The 19996-nt window shown below is 70.4% G+C and carries 20 protein-coding genes and 1 pseudogene; 10 read left to right on the forward strand and 11 right to left on the reverse strand.

Annotated elements, in window-relative coordinates:
* Nucleotides 1-130: 130 nt before the first annotated feature.
* Nucleotides 131-3334, forward strand: a complete 3204-nt coding sequence (locus SSP08S_RS37645) for a tetratricopeptide repeat protein (RefSeq protein WP_019072817.1) — start codon at nucleotides 131-133, stop codon at nucleotides 3332-3334.
* A gap of 24 nt (nucleotides 3335-3358) precedes the next feature.
* On the opposite strand, the gene SSP08S_RS37650 is transcribed toward SSP08S_RS37645, so the two are convergent.
* Both SSP08S_RS37650 and mca read right to left on the reverse strand, forming a co-directional pair.
* Entirely contained in the window at nucleotides 3359-3604 is a 246-nt protein-coding gene (locus SSP08S_RS37650) for a hypothetical protein (protein WP_174479431.1), read from the reverse strand.
* A complete protein-coding gene (gene mca, locus SSP08S_RS37655) occupies nucleotides 3597-4460 on the reverse strand; it encodes a mycothiol conjugate amidase Mca (protein WP_019072819.1) in 864 nt (287 codons plus the stop codon). The genes SSP08S_RS37650 and mca overlap by 8 nt, the downstream gene beginning before the upstream one ends.
* A 158-nt stretch (nucleotides 4461-4618) precedes the next feature.
* Between mca and SSP08S_RS37660 the strand changes: the two genes are divergently transcribed.
* Nucleotides 4619-5017, forward strand: coding sequence for a DUF4307 domain-containing protein (locus tag SSP08S_RS37660; RefSeq protein WP_019072820.1), 399 nt, complete (start codon nucleotides 4619-4621; stop codon nucleotides 5015-5017).
* Between the two features lie 168 nt (nucleotides 5018-5185).
* On the forward strand, nucleotides 5186-5686 hold the full coding sequence (gene greA, locus SSP08S_RS37665; RefSeq protein WP_019072821.1) for a transcription elongation factor GreA: 501 nt from the start codon (nucleotides 5186-5188) through the stop codon (nucleotides 5684-5686).
* 126 nt (nucleotides 5687-5812) lie between these two features.
* Here the strand turns inward: greA and SSP08S_RS37670 are convergent, their stop codons facing one another.
* The 3 genes from SSP08S_RS37670 to ilvA all read right to left on the reverse strand — a co-directional run bounded on the left by SSP08S_RS37670 (nucleotide 5813) and on the right by ilvA (nucleotide 9086).
* The gene (locus SSP08S_RS37670) at nucleotides 5813-6670 is read right to left on the reverse strand and encodes an ABC transporter permease (RefSeq protein ID WP_019072822.1); all 858 of its coding nucleotides are present in this window, start codon (nucleotides 6668-6670) and stop codon (nucleotides 5813-5815) included.
* On the reverse strand, nucleotides 6667-7683 hold the full coding sequence (locus tag SSP08S_RS37675) for a daunorubicin resistance protein DrrA family ABC transporter ATP-binding protein (protein WP_019072823.1): 1017 nt from the start codon (nucleotides 7681-7683) through the stop codon (nucleotides 6667-6669). The genes SSP08S_RS37670 and SSP08S_RS37675 overlap by 4 nt, the downstream gene beginning before the upstream one ends.
* A 173-nt stretch (nucleotides 7684-7856) precedes the next feature.
* Entirely contained in the window at nucleotides 7857-9086 is a 1230-nt protein-coding gene (gene ilvA / locus SSP08S_RS37680; RefSeq protein WP_019072824.1) for a threonine ammonia-lyase, read from the reverse strand.
* A 163-nt stretch (nucleotides 9087-9249) separates the two neighbouring features.
* Between ilvA and SSP08S_RS37685 the strand changes: the two genes are divergently transcribed.
* The 3 genes from SSP08S_RS37685 (at nucleotide 9250) to SSP08S_RS37695 (ending at nucleotide 10644) form a co-directional block, all read left to right on the forward strand.
* Nucleotides 9250-9747 carry a MarR family winged helix-turn-helix transcriptional regulator gene (locus SSP08S_RS37685; protein ID WP_019072825.1) on the forward strand — a complete coding sequence of 166 codons (498 nt, stop codon included), beginning with the start codon at nucleotides 9250-9252 and terminating at the stop codon, nucleotides 9745-9747.
* A 119-nt stretch (nucleotides 9748-9866) separates the two neighbouring features.
* Nucleotides 9867-10370 (forward strand): sigma factor-like helix-turn-helix DNA-binding protein, encoded by a 504-nt coding sequence (locus tag SSP08S_RS37690; protein WP_026179173.1) that lies wholly within the window; start codon nucleotides 9867-9869, stop codon nucleotides 10368-10370.
* A 25-nt stretch (nucleotides 10371-10395) separates the two neighbouring features.
* Entirely contained in the window at nucleotides 10396-10644 is a 249-nt protein-coding gene (locus tag SSP08S_RS37695; protein ID WP_019072827.1) for a hypothetical protein, read from the forward strand.
* Nucleotides 10645-10652: 8 nt separating this feature from the next.
* Here SSP08S_RS37695 and SSP08S_RS37700 read toward each other — a convergent pair whose 3' ends face one another.
* The gene (locus tag SSP08S_RS37700) at nucleotides 10653-11807 is read right to left on the reverse strand and encodes a cystathionine gamma-synthase (protein ID WP_019072828.1); all 1155 of its coding nucleotides are present in this window, start codon (nucleotides 11805-11807) and stop codon (nucleotides 10653-10655) included.
* A 127-nt stretch (nucleotides 11808-11934) separates the two neighbouring features.
* On the opposite strand from SSP08S_RS37700, the gene SSP08S_RS37705 reads away from it, so the two are divergent.
* Together SSP08S_RS37705 and msrA (SSP08S_RS37710) are read left to right on the forward strand one after the other, a co-directional pair.
* Nucleotides 11935-13053 carry a hypothetical protein gene (locus SSP08S_RS37705; protein ID WP_019072829.1) on the forward strand — a complete coding sequence of 373 codons (1119 nt, stop codon included), beginning with the start codon at nucleotides 11935-11937 and terminating at the stop codon, nucleotides 13051-13053.
* A gap of 121 nt (nucleotides 13054-13174) precedes the next feature.
* Nucleotides 13175-13885 (forward strand): peptide-methionine (S)-S-oxide reductase MsrA, encoded by a 711-nt coding sequence (msrA, locus tag SSP08S_RS37710; protein ID WP_019072830.1) that lies wholly within the window; start codon nucleotides 13175-13177, stop codon nucleotides 13883-13885.
* Here msrA (SSP08S_RS37710) and SSP08S_RS56670 read toward each other — a convergent pair.
* From SSP08S_RS56670 to SSP08S_RS58420, 3 genes and pseudogenes are all read right to left on the reverse strand, one after another.
* Nucleotides 13860-14881 (reverse strand): annotated as a pseudogene (locus tag SSP08S_RS56670) (hypothetical protein); the annotation flags it as partial. The gene msrA (SSP08S_RS37710) and the pseudogene SSP08S_RS56670 sit on opposite strands and share 26 nt — an antisense overlap.
* A 106-nt stretch (nucleotides 14882-14987) precedes the next feature.
* Nucleotides 14988-16505 (reverse strand): fibronectin type III domain-containing protein, encoded by a 1518-nt coding sequence (locus SSP08S_RS58415; RefSeq protein WP_020684322.1) that lies wholly within the window; start codon nucleotides 16503-16505, stop codon nucleotides 14988-14990.
* Nucleotides 16495-16776, reverse strand: a complete 282-nt coding sequence (locus SSP08S_RS58420; protein ID WP_019072831.1) for a hypothetical protein — start codon at nucleotides 16774-16776, stop codon at nucleotides 16495-16497. The genes SSP08S_RS58415 and SSP08S_RS58420 overlap by 11 nt, the downstream gene beginning before the upstream one ends.
* Before the next feature lie 299 nt (nucleotides 16777-17075).
* Between SSP08S_RS58420 and SSP08S_RS37730 the strand changes: the two genes are divergently transcribed.
* Both SSP08S_RS37730 and SSP08S_RS58425 read left to right on the forward strand, forming a co-directional pair.
* Nucleotides 17076-17669, forward strand: coding sequence for a DUF4291 domain-containing protein (locus SSP08S_RS37730; RefSeq protein WP_019072832.1), 594 nt, complete (start codon nucleotides 17076-17078; stop codon nucleotides 17667-17669).
* Between the two features lie 37 nt (nucleotides 17670-17706).
* A complete protein-coding gene (locus tag SSP08S_RS58425) occupies nucleotides 17707-18084 on the forward strand; it encodes a DUF3885 domain-containing protein (protein ID WP_019072833.1) in 378 nt (125 codons plus the stop codon).
* Nucleotides 18085-18209: 125 nt separating this feature from the next.
* Here the strand turns inward: SSP08S_RS58425 and msrA (SSP08S_RS37740) are convergent, their stop codons facing one another.
* Both msrA (SSP08S_RS37740) and SSP08S_RS37745 read right to left on the reverse strand, forming a co-directional pair.
* Nucleotides 18210-18722, reverse strand: a complete 513-nt coding sequence (gene msrA, locus SSP08S_RS37740; protein ID WP_026179176.1) for a peptide-methionine (S)-S-oxide reductase MsrA — start codon at nucleotides 18720-18722, stop codon at nucleotides 18210-18212.
* A gap of 136 nt (nucleotides 18723-18858) precedes the next feature.
* Complete coding sequence (locus SSP08S_RS37745) at nucleotides 18859-19950, reverse strand: aldo/keto reductase (protein WP_019072835.1); 1092 nt, start codon at nucleotides 19948-19950, stop codon at nucleotides 18859-18861.
* Nucleotides 19951-19996: the final 46 nt, after the last annotated feature.

Consider the following 19996-nt stretch of genomic DNA (forward strand, 5'->3'; position numbering starts at 1 on the left):
ACGGGCGACGGAGGTCGTAGGACGGCCTGCCGCTTCCGCGCAGCGAACGGGTGATCGTCGCCCTCTCGCGCTCTCGGCTCCCCCGAAGGACACTCATAGGCCAGGGAGTTGCCGTCGGAGGGGGCGCGACATGCGGGACAGCCATCGGAGCGATGCCGAGCGGCTGTTGGCTCGGGCCGTGGAGGAGGAGGTGCGGCGCTCCGGCGGGCGCGTCGAGGGGCCGGTGCTGCTGGCGCGGTCGCGGGCCGCGCTGGACGCCATGGCGGAGACGGCGGCCGAGGAGTACGCGGCCTATACGGGCGCGCTCGACGAGGCGGCGGCCGGGCAGCTCACCTTCGGGCAGCGGTACGCCAGGGAGGGTGGTGGAACTCCCTTGCTGGTGGCGGGTGTTGGCGCCGTCGCGGCGATCGTGGCCGACCTGGCCCTCGGTACCGGCACCGGTGCCGCGCTGGGCGCGGGGGTGACCGTCGGTGTCGTCGGTGCGGCGGCGACCGTCGTGAAGGTGACCGCCTCGCATCTGCCGGCCGCGCATCACCGCGCCGGTGCGGCGAACCAGCCCGGCGGGCCTGAGCAGTTGAGGTTGCAGTGGCTGACCGCGCTGGAGGTGCGGGGCATCCGGCCTTTCCTGGACCAGCAGCGGGTGCTCGCCGCCTCCACCGGGCCGACGAAGAAGCCGGGGCCGCAGTTGCGCGGTACGGACAAGAGCGCGGCGGCCCGCAGACGGAGTGTGCTGGAGCAGTCGTTCGGTCAACTCCCGGACGCGGTGGGCGCGTTCGCCGGACGGCGGGCGGAGCTGGCGCGGATCCGGCAGCTGGTGCAGGCGGCCCGCGCGAGTACGGAGACCCGGCCGACCGTGGTCGTGCTGCACGGCGCCCCGGGTTCCGGCCGCACCACCCTCGCGGTGCGTGCCGCGCACGATCTGCGCGACCAGTTCCGCGGCGCGTGCGTGGTGGACCTGCGCGGCGACAGCCCGGGCGAGTCCCCGCTGCCCACCCGCGACGCCCTGCTGCATCTGCTGAACCGGCTCGGCGCGCCCCGCGAACAGCTCCTGTTCCGTGAGCGGTCCTCCCCCGACCAACAGGTCAAGCGGCTGGGCGAGTTGTACCACCAGCATCTGACCGGGCTCCCGGTGACGATCGTCCTGGACGACGCCTCCGATCCCGGGCAGGTGGCCACCCTGGTCCCCGAGCGGTCCGACAGCCTGGTCGTGGTGACCACCCGCAAGCCTCTCGACCTGCCGGCCGAACTGGCCGCCTGGGTCCACCAGTTGCCGGTGGACGCGCTCGACTCGGCGGGCGCGGAAGAGCTGTTGGGAGCCGCGGCGCAGGACGGTTCGGGGCCCTACGACGCCGAATCCGAGGACCGGATCAGGGAGTTGTGCGGCGGACTGCCGCTGGCGCTGCGGATCGCGGGCTCCTCCCTCGGCCCACGCTCGCCCCGCCAACTGGCCACGGACCTCGGCGCGTACGGCCCGGTCGAGCCCGTCGAGCGGGCGCTGTGGCTGCGCTACACCGACCAGTCCGACCCGGCCCGCACCCTGCTGCGCCGGCTGGCCCTCGCCGGCCGTGCCTCGCTCGGTGCCGCGGCGGCCGCCGCCCTGCTGGCCACGGACGAGACGGAGGCCACCCGCCACCTGGTCGCCCTCTCCCGCGCGGGCCTCATCGACCACGTCCGCGGCACCCGCTACCGCCTCCACGACCTGGTCCGCGCCTTCGCCCAGGCCCGCCTCCTGGACGAGGAGGAGTCCTCGGAACGTACGGCCGCGCAGGAACGGCTGATCGTGAACTACGCCGAACTCGCCGACTCCGTACTGCGGTTGGTCGACGGCAACATGTCGACCCGCTCGGACCGCTTCGGCCCGCACGGCTTCACCTCGCTCGACGAGGCGCTGCGCTGGCTGGACGACGAGTCCAGCTTCATCACCTCGACGCTGCGGCACGCGGAGGGCGTCGACCAGGGCGCCGTACTCAATCTGCTGGGCGCGCTGTGCGACTACTGCCTGCTGCGCGGCGACCTCTACCGGCTGGGCGAGATCAGCGAGTTGGCGCAGGCCGTCGACCAGGGGCTACTGGTGCGGTCCGTGCAGTGGCGCACGGGTATCGCGGCCCGGCAGCTCGGCGAACTCGACAAGGCGCGCACCACCCTCACCTCCGTCGTCGACCTCTACATGGAGGCCCACCACGACGCCGGCGCCGCCCGCGCCCTGTGCTCCCTCGGCATCACCCTCCACCACCAGGGCAACCTCACCGAGGCGGCGGCGAAACTCCGCGAGGCCCTCGACCTGCAAGCCCCGCCCCAACTGGCCACGGACCGCGCCTGGACCATGCACGCCCTGGCCGCCGTCGAGCGCGACCGCGCCCGACTCCCGGAAGCCATGCGGCTGTTGACCGAGTCCCTGGTCCTGCACCGCGCGGGCGAGTCCGTGCACGGCGAGGCCTGGGCCCACTTCCAGCTCGGTCAACTCGGCCTGCGCATGGGCGACATCCCCCGCGCCGAGTCCGAACTGACCACCGCCCTCGGCCTCTACGGCCGTACCCGCGACGCCCGCGGCGAGGCCTGGGCGCTGACCCAGCTGGCCCGGGCCCGGCTGATCGCCGGCGATCCGTCCCCGGCGGTGGACGGCCTGCGCACTGCGGCCTCCCGGCACCGCGACAACGAGGACGCCCGCGGCGAGGCCTGGACGGTCTACTACCTGGGCCAAGCCCTGGAGGAGACCGGCAACCTGGACCTGGCGGTACGCGAACTGGAACGCTCCCGCACCATGTTCTCCCGCATGCGGGACGTCTACGGCCTGGCCTGCGCCCGGCATCACTCGGCCCGCGTCACCCGCGACCAGCGCGCCGCCCAGACGGGTTCGCTGCGCAACTCCGGCTTCGCCCGCCAGCTCCTCGTCGACGCCCGCGCCGACTTCCAGCGCATCGGCGTCGCCCACGGCGAGGCGTGGACCTGCCTGGAACTCGCGGTGGTCGACGCGGGCAACGCCCGTACCGCACAGGCACTGACCCTGTGCGACGAGGCGCTCGGCCTGTTCACCTCGTACGGCGACCACCGCGGCGAGGACTGGGCCCGCTTCCTGCGCTCCACACTTCTCCCGTACGCGGCCCCCGGCGGCGTCGAGGTCGGCACGGCGGTCGCGCAGGAGGAGCTGGCGCAGCTCGCCCGCACCCGGCACCCCTACCGCGACGAGAAACTCGACGACTACGTGGAGGCGTACCAGCTGCTGCTGGAGCGGGGCGTGAACCTGGAGGCGGGCTGGCAGGCGTGGCGGCTGGGCATGGTGCCGAACCGGCACGCCCGTGAGGTGATGGGGGTGGCGGTGCCGGACCGGCCCTGAGCACCCCCGCGCGGGCCCGCCCGGTCAGCCCTGCTTGGCCTTGGGTGCGGCCGGGGTGGCCTCGGACTCCGCCTGCGGGTCCGGGGCCTCCTTGAAGTCGACCTTGTTCATCTGCTTGCTCATGGACTTCATCAGTCCCCATACGGCCAGGGCCATCACCGCGAAGACGATGAAACCGAGGACGCCGGGGGTGACCTTGTTCTCGTCGACCTCGGCGAGGGGGACCAGGTGCGTCATTGCCAGGGCTGCGCTTGAGCTCATATCAGGCATTGTCGCGGATGCCCGCGAAGAGGTCGTCCTCGGGGAGGGAGGTATCGACCAGAGACTTCGCGAGCTCGTACTCCTCGGTCGGCCAGACCTCCTTCTGGATCTCCATCGGGACCCGGAACCAGCCGCCGTCGGGGTCGATCTGCGTGGCGTGCGCGAGCAGCGCCTTGTCACGGATCTCGAAGAACTCGGCGCACGGGATGTGCGTGGTGAGCGTGCGGTCCCGCATCGTCCCGGACTCGTCCCAGCGCTTGAGCCAGTCCCCGTACGGCGACTCCAGGCCCCGGTCGAGGAGCGCCTTGTGCAGGGCCTCGGTGCGCTGCCGGTTGAAGCCCTGGTTGTAGTACAGCTTCTGCGGCCGGTACGCCGGGCCGTACTCCGACTCCGGGTACTTCTCGGTGTCGGTCGCGCCCTCGAACGCCACCATCGAGATCTTGTGGGTCATGATGTGGTCGGGGTGCGGGTACCCGCCGTTCTCGTCGTAGGTGGTGATCACCTGCGGACGGAAGGAGCGGATCTGCTTCACCAGCTCGCCGGCCGCGTGGTCGACGTCCTCCAGCGCGAAGCAGCCCTCGGGCAGCGGCGGCAGCGGGTCGCCCTCGGGCAGCCCCGAGTCGACGAAGCCGAGCCACTCCTGCTTGATGCCGAGGATGTCGCGGGCCTCGTCCATCTCCTTCTTGCGTACCTCGTGGATGTGCTCCTCGACGTACTTGTCGCCCTGGAGCTTGGGGTTGAGGATGGAGCCGCGCTCCCCGCCCGTGCAGGTCACGACCAGCACGTCCACCCCCTCGGACACGTACTTCGCCATGGTGGCCGCGCCCTTGCTCGACTCGTCGTCGGGGTGCGCGTGAACGGCCATCAGTCGCAGCTGGTCAGTCAAGACTCAATCCTCAGTAAGTCGGCGCCCCGGTGTCCTGGGGTGCGATCGGCGGCTTCTATAGTGACCGAATCGAGGGGCGAATAATTCCGGGGGCCGGTTTCGGGAGGCCCCTTGAGCCCCTTGCCGGGAGGACGATCATGAGTACGGCGAGTACGCGACTGCCCGAGGGCCGCTACGGCAACTCGTCGGACGAGCGTGCCGACGACAAGCTCAGGATCGCCGGCGCCGTCCTCGCGGCGGTCCTCGTCGCCCTCGTCGGCTACTTCGCGTACCACTATGTCGTCGAGGCCAAGATCAGCGCCGAAGTGATCACTTTCCAGGCCTCGGACAACGAGGTCAAGGTGCATCTGGAGGTCCACAAGGACTCGGGCACCAGCGGCTACTGCACCCTGCGCTCGCAGGCCGCCGACCAGTCCGAGGTGGGCCGCGCCGACTTCCACTTCGGCGGCTCCGCGACCCGCATCGACAAGGTCGTCACCCTGCGTACGACGGCCAGGGGCACCACGGCCGAGCTGCTGGGCTGCCACACCGACTGACATCACCCTCGTTGCGTAGGCCTTGACCTGCGTTGACGTATTTCTGATGCCTTATGTCCTCCCCCTGACGCCGTTGAATTGTTAGGCTCGTGGTTTCGCCCTTCCATGAAGGAACATTCTTCTGGGTAGGGCGATGCTTTGTATTCCCAGTACCTACGAGGAGCACCTGTGACCCAGACCAGCGAAGACGTCACCTGGCTTACGCAGGAGGCGTACACCAAGCTCAAGGAAGAGCTGGCGTACCTGTCTGGTCCCGCGCGCGAGGAAGTCACCGCGAAGATCGCGGCCGCGCGCGAGGAGGGCGACCTGCGCGAGAACGGCGGGTACCACGCGGCCAAGGAGGAGCAGGGCAAGCAGGAGCTCCGCATCCGCCAGCTGGTCCAGCTCTTGGAGAAGGCCAAGGTCGGGGAGGCTCCGGCGTCGGCGGACGGTGCGGTCGCGCCCGGCATGGTCGTCACGATCGCCTTCGACGGCGACAAGGACGACACGATGACCTTCCTGCTCGCCTCGCGCGAGTACGCGAGCGCCGACATCGAGACCTACTCGCCGCAGTCCCCGCTGGGCTCCGGCGTGCTCGGCCACAAGGTCGGCCAGGACGCGCAGTACGAGCTGCCCAACGGCAAGAAGGCTTCGGTGACGATCCTCAAGGCCGAGCCGTACAACGGCTGACCTGCGGGATGTGACCTGCGGGACCCGAGCCACGGGTTTCCGAGGCTTCGCCTTCGACGAGCCCCCGGCCGCCTCGCGGCGCCGGGGGTTTCGCCATGCCCCGGGGATTCGGTGTCCCGCGTCCCCTCAGGCCGTCGCCGAGCGGTACTTCCGCACCGCCAGCGTCCGGAATATGAGGATGATCAGGAGCGAGTAGATCAGTGAGGCCCACACCGGGTGCACCATGGGCCAGGCGTCCGAGGGCGACTGTCCCGGGTTGGCGAAGAGCACCCGGCAGGCCTGCACGGTGGCGCTGAACGGGTTCCACTCGGCGATGTGCCGCAGCCACGGGGTCATGTTGCCCGTGTCGACGAACGCGTTCGAGATGAACGTCACCGGGAAGAGCCAGATCAGTCCGCCGGACGTGGCCGCCTCGGGCGTGCGGACGCTGAGCCCGATCAGGGCGCCGATCCAGGTGAACGCGTACCCGAGCAGGAGCAGCAGGCCGAAGGCGCCGAGAACCTTGCCGGCGTTGGTGCCCCCGTCCGAGCCGACCCGCCAGCCGACCAGCAGGGCGACTATCGCGAGGACCAGCAGGGTCAGCGCGGTCTGTACGAGGTCCGCGAGCGTCCGCCCGGTCAGCACCGCGCCGCGCGCCATGGGCAGCGAGCGGAAGCGGTCGATGAGGCCCTTGTGCATGTCGTCGGCGATACCGGCGCCGGAGCTGGCGGTGGCGAACGTGACGGTCTGCGCGAAGATGCCCGCCATCAGGAAGTTCTTGTAGTCGGTGGCGCTGGTGCTGCCGCCGATCTGCATGGAACCGCCGAAGACGTAGGTGAACAGCACCACGAACATGATGGGCTGGATCAGCCCGAAGATCACCATCTCGGGAATCCGGCTCATGCGGATCAAGTTGCGTTTGGCGACGACCAGGGAGTCGTGCACGGACTGGCCCAGCGCGCTGCTCGGTGCCGCGACCGGCACGGCGTCGGTGACGGCACTCACTTCGCGGCCTCCTTCTTCTGCTTGCGGTCCTTGGTGTCCGGGGTGGTGTCCGCGCCGTTTTCCTCGGTCTTCTCCTCGGCCAGGTGGCCCGTGAGGGAGAGGAACACGTCGTCGAGGGTGGGGCGGCGCAGGCCGATGTCGTCGATCTCGATGCCGCGGGTGTCGAGATCGCGGATGACCTCGGCGAGGAGCTTCGCGCCGCCGGTGACGGGCACGGTGAGCTTGCGGGTGTGCTCCTCGACGGTGGTGTCGCCCTTGCCGAAGCCGCGCAACACCTCCGAGGCGATCTCGATGTGGTCGCGCTCGTGCACGACGACCTCCACGCGCTCGCCACCGGTGCGGGCCTTGAGCTGGTCGGAGGTGCCGCGGGCGATGACCTTGCCGTGGTCGACGACCGCGATGTCGTGCGCGAGATGGTCGGCCTCTTCGAGGTACTGCGTGGTCAACAGCAGTGTCGTACCGCCGGAGACGAGCTGTTTGATGACCTCCCACAGCATCTGGCGGTTGCGCGGGTCGAGGCCGGTGGTCGGCTCGTCCATGAACATCACGGGCGGGGAGACGACCAGGGCCGCCGCGAGGTCGAGCCGGCGGCGCATGCCTCCGGAGTAGGTCTTCGCCGTACGGTCGGCGGCGTCCGCGAGGTTGAACTGGTCGAGCAGTTCGTCGGCCCGGGCCTTCGCGGCCCTGGCCTTCATCTGGTAGAGCTGGCCGACCATCTGCAGGTTCTCCCTGCCGGTCAGGTACTCGTCGACCGCGGCGAACTGGCCGGAGAGACCGATGGAACGCCGCACCTCGTTGGGTTGCTTGAGCACGTCGAGGCCGGCCACGGTCAGCTTGCCGCTGTCGGGTCGCAGGAGAGTGGTCAGACAGCGGACGGCGGTCGTCTTGCCCGCGCCGTTGGGCCCGAGCAGGCCCAGCACGGTGCCCTCGGGGACATCGAGGTCGACGCCGTCCAGAGCTTTCACATCGCCGAAGGTTTTCACCAGGCCTTCGGCATAGATGGCGCCTGGCATATCAGTCTCCACGTCGTCGGGGAATCTTCGAAAAGCCTAGGTTTGCGCATGGTGCTCCGCCTCCCGTTTTTCACAGGAACGGCGACACGAGACACACCATAACGCGATGTATCGCGTCTCTCAACGGATTTTCTCGAACGAGTGACGGAACAGGTGACGAACGGGCTCCGACCTCAGTCGATGACCGTGTAGCCCGCGTCGCGCAGGGCCTGGCCGACCTCGGCGCAGTGCACCGGCCCCTTCGTCTCCAGGTGCAGCTCGACCTCCACCTCGGTGAGCCCGAGCCGTGGGTCGGTCCGGACGTGGCTCACATCGAGGACGTTAGCGTCGACCACTGACAACACCCCGAGAAGCGTCGCGAGCGCCCCCGGCCGGTCCGTCAACCGCAGCGTCACGGCCAGGTACCGGCCCTGCGCGGACATGCCGTGGCGCAGGATGCGCTGGAGCAGCAGCGGGTCCACGTTCCCGCCGGACAGCAGTGCGACGACCGGTCCCTCGAAGGCTCGCGGATCGCTCAGCAGCGCGGCGACCGGGCTGGCGCCGGCCGGTTCGACGACCAGCTTGGCCCGTTCCAGGCACAGCAGCAGCGCGGTGGACAGCTCGTTCTCGGTGACCGTGCGGACCTCGTCCACCAGATCGGCGACGATCCCGAACGGCACGTCGCCGGGCCTGCCGACCTTGATGCCGTCGGCCATCGTCGCGGGGTGCTTGATCGACACCGGGCGTCCGGCCGCCAGCGAGGGCGGAAACGCTGCGGCGCCCGCCGCCTGCACGCCCACGATCCGCACGTCGGGCCGCAGCGCCTTCACCGCGACCGCGACACCCGCCGCGAGTCCGCCGCCGCCGATCCCGACGACGATCGTGCGCACCTCGGGGCACTGGTCGAGGATCTCCAGGCCGACCGTGCCCTGGCCCGCGATGATGTCCGGGTGGTCGAAGGGGTGGATGAACACCGCGCCCGTCTCCTGGGCGTACTCCTGCGCGGCGGCCAGCGTCTCGTCGACCACATGGCCGTGCAGGCGCACCTCGGCGCCGTACTCCTTGGTGGCGCTGATCTTCGGCAGGGGTGCGCCCTTGGGCATGAAGACCGTGGAGCGCACGCCGAGGAGTGCGGAGGCGAGGGCGACGCCCTGGGCGTGGTTGCCGGCGCTCGCGGCGACGACACCGGCGGCGCGCTCCTCGGGGAGCAGTCCGGCGATACGGACGTAGGCGCCGCGCAGTTTGAAGGAGCCCGTGCGCTGGAGGTTCTCGCACTTGAAGTGCACCGGTGAGCCGACGAGCTGGGTCAGGTGCCTGCTGCCCTCCATCGCGGTCACCCGCGCCACGCCCGTGAGCATCTTCTGGGCGCCGCGCACATCGTCGAGGGTGACGGGTCGCAAGGAGTCAGCCGTGCTGTAGCTCATGACTCAAGCATCGCAGTTCACAGGCGCGCGCCACGGCTGTGACCAAGCTCCGAGACTGGTTTGCGCAGCGCCGGTACGGGCCGCCTTCCATCCGCGTACCCTGTCCCCCAACCCAGCACCCCCTTCATGAAGCGAGCCCCCGGCCATGCCCACAACACCTGAAATGTCGATGGACATGACGACCGTCGGTGAACCCGGTCTCCTCGACACGCTGCAGCACGAAGTGGCGGTCTTCGCGCGCCGTGCCGAACAGACCCGGCTCGGCGGAGTCGGACAGGTGCGCAACTCCATGGACCGCGCCGCGTATCTGCTGCTCAACCGCCTCGACAAGGAAGGCCCGATGGGCGTCAAGGCGCTCGCCGCGAGCATGGGGATCGACTCCTCGACGGTCACCCGGCAGGTGGCGCCGCTCGTCGACACCGGGCTCGTCAAGCGGACCTCGCACCCCGAGGACGGCCGCGCGGTGGTGCTGCAGCTGTCCCCGCGCGGGCAGTCGCGACTGGAGGAAGTCCGTTCGTCCAGGCGTCAGTTGATGGCCGAGTTGACACACGACTGGGCGCCGGAGGAGCGCGAGGCGTTCTGCACGCTCCTCACACGCTTCAACAGCGCCCTCTCCGCGCGGATGGCGATGCCGGGCAACGAGCCGTCGACCGCTTCCTGATCCCTCGGCGCGTCGGGCACATGCGCGTGGTGCCCGACTCCCGCCCCTTCGTACCGAGGTCTTGACCTCAGGACGGCCCTGGCCTCAGATGAGACCGGGGCCATCAGGGGGAGGTCATGGTGCGCGATCGGCAGGTGTCCCAGGGCGCCCGCCGGGCCCGGGAGTTCGAGGCGTTCGTCGCGGGCGCGGCAGGGCGGCTGCTGCATGCCGCCACACTGCTCACCGCGGAGGCCACGGACGACAACCCGCGCGCGCGACGCCTGCTGACGCTGTCGCTGGCCCACACGTACGCGAGCTGGGACCGGCTGCGCGGCGAGGACCCGTACGACCGGGCCCGGCAGTACCTGGCCAGCCGCTTCGCCCGCGCGGCCTGGCACCAGTACGGCGGCCTCGGCCGGGCCCGCCCGCACCCCGACAGCCCACTGGGCGCCCTCGCGCCCCAGGAGCGGCTGATCGTCGTCCTCAGGTTGTACGAGGGAGTCGCCGAGGAACAGGCCGCAGCGCTGCTCGGGCTGCCCACGGAACGGGTCCGGACGATCTGCGAGCGGGCGACGGCGAGGCTGCTGCATCCGCCGCGGCCCCCGGTGCCGAAGGTGGCGGGGGCCAAGGTGGCGCCGTCATGAGGTCGCCGAACGGGGGTACGCGCGCGTGAACAGGCCCGAGCGGGAGGCGGCCGTACGGCGGATCATGGAGCGGACTCCGCCGCAGGTGCCGCCGGAGCTGTACGCGGACGTGCTGCGCCGCGGCGGCCGGATGCTGCGCCGCCGCCGGGCCGCCCGGCGGCTGATGTGGATGCTGATGTGCGCGGCGGTGGTGGCGTTCACCGTGTGGGCGCTGATGGTCCATCCCTGGGTGGAGCCGCCGTCGGAGACGACTCCACCGCTGTCGAACTGGTGAGAGCGGCCCTAGCCGAGCGCCTGCTGCAGGTCCTCCAGGAGGTCCTGCACGTTCTCGATGCCCACGGAGAGGCGGACGAGGTCGCCGGGGACCTCCAGGGCCGAACCGGCGACGGACGCGTGCGTCATGCGCCCCGGGTGCTCGATCAGCGACTCGACGCCGCCCAGGGACTCGCCGAGCGTGAACACCTTGGCGCGGTTGCAGACCTCGACGGCCGCCTCCTCGCCGCCCTCGACCTGGAAGGAGACCATGCCGCCGAAGGCCCGCATCTGCTTGGCGGCGACCTCGTGACCGGGGTGCTCCGGGAGGCCCGGGTAGAGGACGCGCGTCACGCGCGCGTGCCGGGTGAGCATGTCGGCGACCTTGGTGGCGTTCTCGCTGTGCCGGTCCATGCGGACCGACAGCGTCTTGGCGCCGCGCAGCACCAGCCAGGAGTCGAAGGGCCCGGCGACCGCGCCCATCGCGTTCTGGTGGTACGCCAGTTCCTCGCCGAGGGCCTCGTCGGCCGCGATCAGCGCACCGCCGACCACGTCCGAGTGGCCGCCCATGTACTTGGTCAGGGAGTGCACGACGACGTCCGCCCCGAGGGCGAGCGGCTGCTGGAGGTACGGCGTGGCGAAGGTGTTGTCGACGACGAGCCGCGCCCCCGCGTCCCGGGCGATCTGCGCCACGACGGCGATGTCGGTGATGCCGAGCAGCGGGTTGGAGGGGGTCTCCACCCAGACGACCTTGGTCTTCGGGGTGATGGCGGCCCGTACCGACGCCGGGTCGCTGGTGTCGGCGACCGACCACTCGACGCCCCACCGGGAGACGACCTTCGCGAAGAGGCGGAACGTGCCGCCGTACGCGTCGTTCGGGATGACGACGTGGTCGCCGGGGCTGAGCAGCGTACGCAACAGGCAGTCCTCGGCCGCCAGTCCGGACGCGAACGCGAGACCTCGGCGACCGCCCTCCAGGGCGGCGAGGTTCTCTTCCAGGGCGGTCCTGGTGGGGTTGGCGCTACGGCTGTACTCGTAGCCGCCGCGCAGACCGCCGACGCCGTCCTGCTTGTAGGTCGAGACCTGGTAGATCGGCGGGACCACCGCGCCGGTGAGGGGATCGGCGGTGTTGCCCGCGTGGATCGCGAGGGTCTCGAAGTGCTGACTGATGTGCCTGTCGCTCATGGGGCCGAGCGTAGTGCGCTCGCGGAGTGAACGACGATCCGGACGCCCTCGGCGGAGCGACGTGGGTTTTCCACAGGGTGATGGGCCGGGTTGGCCAATTGTCGGACCCGTCTGGTTCGCTTGAGGCATGGAGATTCTCTGGGTCCTGATGGCGCTGCTCATGATGGGCTTCGTGCTGCTCCCGTTCCTGCGGCGCAGGCGCGGGATGATCGAGCAGGTCTCGCCGGGCCACCCGGACGCCGCGGACCCGGCGACCTACGGCTTCGTGCGCGAGGAGGAGCTGGACATCCGCATGCCCGGCCCCGACCAGGACCTGCTGGACGTCCTCGACCTGGTGCAGCGCACGCAGGACTACCGCGCGGCGATGCAGTTGCTGGCCGGCACCGAGATCACGGGCGAGCTGCGCTGGCAGCGGGTGCAGGCCTTCGCGGGCGCCGCCTCGCTGGAGCTGCAGCAGCGGCCCGGCGGGGTCAGCGAGACGCCGGGCGGGCAGTGGCTGCGGGTGTGGCGGGCCGAGCACCCGAAGGACGCGGGCGGCGCGGCCGTGCACGCGGAGTTCCTGGTGCAGCAGGCGTGGCGTACGTCGACGCGGGGCACGGACGAGTTCCGGATCATCATGGAGGAGGCGAAGGACGCCTGCGGTCAGGCCGCGCTGCTCTCCCCCGGTGACCCGGTCCCGTACATCGTCGAGTTGTCGGTGGCCCGTGGACTGACGTATCCGCAGCCGGAGTTCGAGCAGCTGTGGCTGAAGATCCTCGACCGCGCGCCGGCCCACATGGGGGCGCATCTGGCGGCCCTGCACTACTGGTGCGAGAAGTGGCACGGCTCGCGCGAGCTGGCGAACTCGTTCGCGGAGGCGGCCGCGGCCCGTGCACCCCAGGGCTCCCTCCTCGCCGCGATGCCGCTCTTCGCGGTCTTCGAGCACCTCCCCGAGGTGAACCTGGTCAGCAGCTTCTACCAGAGCGAGGTCGTGGAGAAGGCGATCCACGGCGCGCTGTTCGCCGTGCACGCGGCCCGTCCCGACGACCCGATGCTGGCGCACGTCCGCCATCTGCTGGTCTTCTTCCTGGTCCGCGCCGAGCGCTGGTCCGAGGCGATGAACCAGCTCATACACATCGACGGCCATGTCGGAGCCCTCCCCTGGACGCTGTCCCCCGACCCGGCGGCGGAGTTCGCGGTGTACCGGGCACTGGCGGTGGCGGGGTACGAGGCGAACGGCGGGAGTCCGGCGAGCTTGCCGCACTGACGGCGGGGGCCGCAGGAACAGCGAGGTCGGGCAGCGGCCGCCGCGGGGCCGGAATTCTCATTGCGCCCCGCCCGTTCACACTTCGGACTCGGGCTCACCCCGGGGCCTGTTGGGAGAGCGCATGTTCCTGCACAGCCGTACACCCCAGCTGCCGACCCCCGAGCAGGCTCTGCAGGGCAGGCCGGAGCGGTTGTTCGCGGTCCCCGACCGCCACATCGTGCTCGGTACGCCGTTGCTCGGTCCCTACCCCGAGCACCTGGAGATCGCCGACTTCGGGCTGGGCTGCTTCTGGGGTGCCGAGCGCAAGTTCTGGCAGCTCCCGGTGGGGGTGTGGACGACGTTGGTCGGCTATCAGGGCGGCTACACGGAGAACCCGCACTACGAGGAGGTCTGCTCGGGCCTGACCGGCCACACGGAGGCGGTCCGTGTGGTCTACGACCCGGCGCTGATCTCGTACGAGCGGCTGCTGAAGACGTTCTGGGAGTCCCACAACCCGACGCAGGGCTTCCGCCAGGGCAACGACGTGGGTACGCAGTACCGCTCCGCGATCCACCCCCACACCCCCGCGCAGTCGGCCGCCGCGGAAGCCTCCCGCACGGCCTACCAACAGGTCCTCACGCGCTCCGGCTTCAGGACGATCACCACGGAGATACTGCCGGCGGAGGGGCGGGTGTTCTATCCGGCCGAGGGATACCACCAGCAGTACCTGGCGAAGAATCCGGCGGGGTACTGCGGGATCGGCGGGACGGGGGTCAAGCTAAGTACCCCGTTCGAGACGAACTCGGGAGGGTCATGTCCGACGGGTCTTACGCCAACTCCCACGGATGATTGATTGCTTGCCCGGACGAGAACGTGAGGTTCTCAAGGATCTCGCGCAGCCACGGGCTGCTGCCGGCCGGCAGCCGGACCAGCGTGTGACGGAAGGCTCCCGAATCGGCCCGGAACAGGTAACCGGGGCGCGGAGTGGGCGGGTTGTCGCGGAGGACGCCGTGGGGCATGCCGCCCGACGCGGGGGTGGGCAGGTGCGGCTCGGGAGAGGCCAGTCACAACCAGACCCCGTACGGCAGCGGTACCGCGTATGCCGGGCCGGCGTGGGTCCAGGTCTTCCCCGTCTGCGGGTGGTCCGGCACGAGGAGTATGTCGGCGTCCGCGTCAGGGACGGGCAGCCCCGGTCCGGCGAGGACGGAGCGCCGCGCCGGCAGGCCCTCGGGCAACAGGGCGTCGAGAGCTCGTTGGAAAACCTCGTTGACCAGGCCGTCCGGGACGGTCACGGGCCGGCCTTCCGAAGCCACCAGCAGTGGGCAGGGGCCCGTCCGGCTGCCGCCTCCCACTGCGGGCTCCACGACCACCAGTGGTTCGACCACGCCTGGGATCCCCACCTGGTGATCGGCTCGAACGGGGGCGTGCCTTTCCCCTTCGCCGCCGGCTCCCCCCATGGGAGCGGTGCGTCGTCCGCGTCGACGAGGAGACTGCGCACGGCGTTCGGGGCAAGTCACACCGCCTGCCAGAGCGAGCAGTAGTCGATCCGGCTCGCCACGGCCAGGCCACACGACTCACAGGCCATGTTGGGGCCGTCCGCCCCGTCGAGGCCGCAGGAGTAGCCGCCGCCCCGCTCAGTGACCAGCAGAGTGCCTCGGGCGTCTCCGGGTGAGATGACTGTCGCGCCGGGGGCGCCGTCGGACAGGGCGTGGACCGGCGCGTAGATGCCGCGTGCTGCCGCCTCGTCCGGATCGATGTCCTTCCACACCCGCCACGGCGGCCCCCAGGGCTCAGGATCCACGGCGAACGTGCCCGACTCCATGAGCACCGGGAGCTGAATCCCGCGCCCAGCCCAGAGCGACGAAGTGCAGAAGGCAACTCCGCCGAACGGAGAAGTAGGCGGCGGGCGGACGCGAGAACGTGTAGCTCTCAGCAGTAGGGACGGCGCCTGAGCCTCACAGTGTGGCGCCGTAGGATCCGGCGCCGTGCGTCACGGCTGCGGTTGTGCCGTCGGCGAGGACTCCGGTGATCCGGAAGTACGTCGTGTCGCCGTGGACCCGCGGCACGTAGGCCTTGAAGAGGGGGCCCTTGGAGCTCGCGACCGTGCTGACTCGTTCGTAGGTGTGGGTGGACGCGTTCCACTTGTCCAGCTGGTACTCGGAGATGGTGCCGCAGAGGGTCTCTTCGTCGCAGGTCCACTGGACGTATCCGAGAGTGCCCACGGTGTCGGGGTTGGCGATGGTGAGCGGGCCGGTGTCCGTGCCGCGGGCGTCGTCGGGCCTGTTGTCGGGCTCGGTGACGGTGGCCGTGGAGGCGTCGGCCCAGGGGATGTGGTTGTCCCAGCGGTCGAGCGCCGCGACGAAGAAGGTCACCGTCTCGCCGTCCAGGGGACCTGCGCACAGCAGCTCGTCCGGTATGTCCCTGTCAGGGAACGTCGACCCGGCGTCGCTGCACCCGGTGGTGTCGTAGTGGATGCTGCCGTCGGGCCGCTGGACGACGCGGGCGGCGACGTAGTGCAGGCCGCTCTCGGCGGGGGCGCCCCAGCTCAGCACGATGCCGTCCGCCCGCGGGGTCGCGGTCAGGCCGGTGAGCGCGGGCGGGGGAACGCTGTCGGGGGTCACCGTGACCGGCTCCGACATCGGGGACACGTTGCCGGCGGCATCGGTGACCACGGCGGCGTAGGTGTAGGTCGTGCCGTCGAACGCCGGCAGTGCGTCCGTGAAGGTCTCGATCGACGGTGAGGCCGCCGTCACCGTCGCGAGGAGGTCGGGGTTGTCGCCGAGGCTGTCGCCGGTGGAGCGGTAGAGCTTGAGGGTGCCGCCGGTGCGCAGCTCGTTCTGGGTGCGCTCGCTGGGCTGGTCCCAGCTGATGTCGAGGGAGCTGGCCGTCCCCGACTTGTGGGCCACGGCGAGGACGGGTGCCGTCGGAACGACGGTGTCGGGCGGGGTGACCGTCAGGACGGGGGTCCGCTCGGACACGTTCCCCGCGCGGTCGGTGGCCTGGACGACGTACTGGCGTCGCCTGCCGTCGGATGTCACGTCGGGGTCGGTCCACGTGGTCTTGTTGGTCGGCCCCATGGAGATCCAGCCACCGTCCGCGACCTGTCGGTACACCTGATACGGATAGGCGGCGAGATCCATCTCCTTGTTGAGCGCCCAGGTGACGGTGGTGGAGCCGGCGCGTTTGTCGTACGCCGCCTTCGTCCCCGCGGGCGCGAGCGGGGCGACGTCGTCCGGGCCCGAAGTGCCGGGCGTGTAGGCGAACTTGACGGCGGCGGAGCCGGTCCAGTTGACGTAGTCGACGCGGAGGACGTGGGTGCCGCGGGGGATGGTGAGGGCGACGGTCTTGGAGACGGTGGCGGTGCCGTTCTTCCACAGGTCGATCTTGCGTACGCCGTCGAGGTAGACGCGGATGCCGTCCTGCCCGGACGCGGTGAACGCGAAGGGCCCGCCGGAGCCGAAGTCACGGGTCACGGGTCACGGTCCAGCGGACGCCGAAGTTGTCCTTGCCTACGCCGGAGACGCCGGGCGCGTTGGTGCCCCAGTTCTCGCTGACCGCCGTGTCGCAGTCCGTGCGCTTCGCCGCACCCGAGAAGGCGGTGTTCGCGAAGACCTGCCGGGTGTAGGTGTTCGTCGTGCAGGTCGCCGCCGACGCCGACGAGGTGGCCACCGCGGCGAGACCGCCCGTCAGCACGGTCACCACCGCGGTCGCGGCGGCCAGACGGGATCTTCCGACACTGCTCACTGAGTCCCCTTTTGGACACGTGGCTGCCCCGCAGGCAGTCCTACCGGAACAGGGGATTCATGAGAGCAGCCTGTGGTTTGTACGGCCAAACGGTTTCTTGGCGCTTTCGACGACAGGGCATCGGGTGACTGCTTTGATTTGCGCCGCTTCGCCCCGACTACGGCCGACAGACCCACCTGTTCGCGACGTCCAAGCCCGCGTCAGCAGTGGCAACCAGGCCTCCTCGCCTGGCTGTTGCCACAGGAACACCCATAGAAAATCGGTGGCCGCCCGACCCGGCCGACCCCACGCTGTACGCCATGGAACAACCGCGACACACGATCCGTGCGGCCTACTCGGAGAGCACGATCACCGTCTATCAGGCGTACTCCCCCGAGATCGGCCTGCCCGCCGTCCGCGACGGCCGTTTCTCCGCCGGGTGGAAGCGGGACAGGATGACGTGGATCAAGCCGTCGTTCCTGTGGATGATGTACCGCTGCGGCTGGGGTGCGAAGGAGGGGCAGGAGACGGTTCTCGCCGTCGAGATCAGCCGTGACGGCTTCGAGTGGGCGCTGCGCAACGCGTGTCTGTCGAGCTACGTCCGCGGGGTGCACCCCGACCGAGCAGCCTGGCAGCGTCAGTTGAAGCGCGCGCCCACCCGCGTCCAGTGGGACCCCGAGCGGGACCTGCGCCTCCAGCCCCTGCCGTACCGATCCCTGCAACTGGGGCTCTCCGGCGAGGCCGTACGGCGCTACGCGGACGAGTGGACGGTCGCCATCCGCGACGTGACTCCGCTCGCCCATCGTCTCCACGCGCTCGTCAGCCGTGGGGAGTTGGACTCCGCCACGCGGCTGCTGCCCCAGGAACTTCCTTATCCCGCTGGAGCGGAATCGCTTGCCCACCTCCTGGAATGACGGGCCGGCTCGCACGACAGCCGACCGCGGCCGAAGGATGAGCGGCGACCTCGACGGAGACCGAGACAGGCTCTCCGCGCTGTGGCGGCGCCAGTTCCCGAAGGGGCCTCCCGTCGCCCACGAACTGCGCGCCGCGTACAGCGACCGCTGGGTGCGTTTCCACAGCCTCCCGGGCTCGAAGCGCTATCCGGAGACCGGGGACGAGTACGCCGTCGTCCTCCACCGGTGCAACACGGTCCGGGCAGGAACTCCCGCCGGAGCGACACGAGACGCACCCCAAGGCACCCGACGGATGACGCTCGCGTACGACGACGATCGCGAGGTCGCGGACGTCATCGCGGCGAGTCCCGAAGAACGGGACCGGCTGCGCGAGAGTCACCGTGACTGGCTGCCTCGCCATCCGAGCGGCCTTTGAGCAAAACCTCTCCGGAGAGGCCGTACGGCGCGTGAGATGAACGCGCCGGTGGGCAGCGGCCGGCTCGACTCGGCGGCGCGACTGCTGCCCCCGGAGCCGGCCTACCCCATGGCCATCGAAGCGGCTCAGCCCTCCGCGCGTGCCGGCAGCCGCCAGCCCGGGCGGGGGAAGTGGCAGGTGTAGCCGTCCGGGTAACGCTGCAGGTAGTCCTGGTGCTCGGGCTCGGCCTCCCAGAAGGGGCCGACCGGCTCCACCTCGGTGACGACCTTGCCGGGCCACAGGCCGGAGGCGTCCACGTCGGCGATCGTGTCCTCGGCGATGCGCTTCTGCTCGTCGTCGACGTAGTAGATCGCCGAGCGGTAGCTGAGGCCGATGTCGTTGCCCTGGCGGTTCTTGGTGCTCGGGTCGTGGATCTGGAAGAAGAACTCCAGGAGCGCGCGGTAGTCGGTCTTCTCGGGGTCGTAGAGGATCTCTATGGCCTCCGCGTGCGTGCCGTGGTTGCGGTAGGTCGCGTTCTCCACGTCACCGCCGGTGTATCCGACGCGGGTCGCCGTCACGCCCGGGAGCCGGCGGATCAGCTCCTCCATCCCCCAGAAACATCCGCCCGCCAGTACGGCCCTCTGCGTCTGCGCAGCCATCGCGATACCTCCACTTTCTGTCGGCTCGGTCACCCACAGTCCACAACGCGCGGGGACGCCCCGCGATTCCGTACCCCGCGCACCGGCCGGAATGCCGTACGACTGGACGGCCGCGCGGCCGCGCTCCCCGTCACCCTCAGTACCGCGCCGCGCTCTCGAGCAGCGGCGGATACACGGCGCTCGGCACTCCGTCGACCGTCGCGCCCGCGTACTTGAGCATGGTCCCGACCTGCTGGTTGAGGTCGTGGGGGAAGTTGAGGGTGGGTGCGGACGCGTCGTCGAGGGCGGCCGTCTGGGCCGGGGTGAGCCGGAGGTCCAGGGCGGCGAGGTTGGCTTCGAGGTGGGACAGGGTGCGGGGACCGATGAGGGTGGAGGTGACGCCGGGGCGGGAAAGGACCCAGGACAGCGCGGTGGCCGCGGAGGTCGCGCCCGCCTGCTCGGCCACCTCGGCGAGGGCGTCGATCACCTTGAACTGGGCGGCAGTCGGGGCGCCGAGGACGGCGGAGCGCCTGGTGTCGGCGGGAGTCGACTGGGTGCGGGTGTATTTCCCGGACAGGTAGCCGCTCTTGAGCGGGCTCCACGGCAGGACGCCCATCCCCGCGTCCTGGGCCAGCGGGATCAGCTCGCCCTCGATGGTGCGTTCCAGGAGGGAGTACTCCATCTGGAGTGCGGTGATGGGCGTCCAGTCGCGCAGCAGCGCCATGGTGTGGGCCTTCGCGGTGAACCAGGCGGGGGTGTCGGAGAAGCCGACGTAGCGGATCCTGCCCGCCGTCACCAGGTCGTCCAGGGTGCGCAGGGTCTCCTCGACCGGTGTGGAACGGTCGTGGTTGTGCAGCCAGTACAGGTCGATGTAGTCGGTGCGCAGGCGGCGCAGCGAGTCCTCGACCTGGCCGAGGATCGCCTTGCGGCTCGCGCCGCCGCCGTTGGGGTCGCCGAGGTGGAGGTTGCCGTAGAACTTGGTGGCGAGGACCAGACGGTCGCGCAGGCCGGGGCGGGCGGCGAGGAAGTCGCCGAGGATCGCCTCGGAGTGGCCGTTGGTGTAGAAGTTCGCGGTGTCGACGAAGTTGCCGCCGCGGTCGAGGTAGGCCTGGAGGATCTTCTCGGACTCCTCGACGCCGGTGCCGAAGCCGCCGTCCTCGCCGAAGTTCATCGCCCCGAGGCAGAAGGGGCTGACCTTGAGACCGGACCGGCCGAGACCGACGTACGAGTCGAGTGCGTCGAATGACATGAAAGTGCTCCTGCGGAGAGTGGGCGGGAAACCGACTCCTCGATCA

It is taken from the genome of Streptomyces hokutonensis (genome assembly GCF_000376565.1).
Classification (GTDB): domain Bacteria; phylum Actinomycetota; class Actinomycetes; order Streptomycetales; family Streptomycetaceae; genus Streptomyces; species Streptomyces hokutonensis.